Here is a 520-nt window from a genome sequence, read left to right on the forward strand (position 1 = left end):
AGCCCGTCAGCCGGAGCAGGTCTGGGTTGCGGATATTACGTACCTGCCGGTACGCAGCGGCACGGTGTACCTTAGTCTGGTCACGGATGCCTTTTCCAGAAAAATAATGGGTTACCATGTGGGGGAAAATCTGCAGACTGAAAATGTGGTAAAAGCCTTCAGGCAGGCGCTGAGGAAAAGAAAAACAAAGGGTCGGCTGATCCACCACTCTGACAGAGGGCTGCAATACTGTTCAGCGCTTTATCAGTCAGTCCATGAGAGAAACGGGATAACCTGTTCAATGACCGATGGTTATGACTGCTACCAGAACGCGCTGGCAGAGCGAATAAACGGTATTCTGAAAAATGAGTTTTTACTGTCACGCCCGGCAGACCTGACGCAAGCCAGGAGGATAGTAAAAGAATCTGTGGCAATTTATAACCATGAACGGCCACATCTGGCCCTGAAATACAAAACGCCTGATGATGTTCATCAGGCGTTTTACAGGCGGAAGAGTGTCAACCTATATCAGGACTAGTCA

At 49.2% G+C, this 520-nt stretch carries 1 protein-coding gene; it reads left to right on the plus strand.

Translation table 11 applies throughout. The annotated features are described in order from the left end of the window. On the plus strand, positions 1 to 517 hold a 517-nt coding region (locus tag ACTU3N_RS14620; protein ID WP_443086871.1), incomplete at its 5' end, for an IS3 family transposase. Positions 518 to 520 lie beyond the last annotated feature (3 nt).

It is taken from the genome of Vagococcus sp. WN89Y (assembly GCF_052220145.1).
Classification (GTDB): domain Bacteria; phylum Pseudomonadota; class Gammaproteobacteria; order Enterobacterales; family Enterobacteriaceae; genus Kosakonia.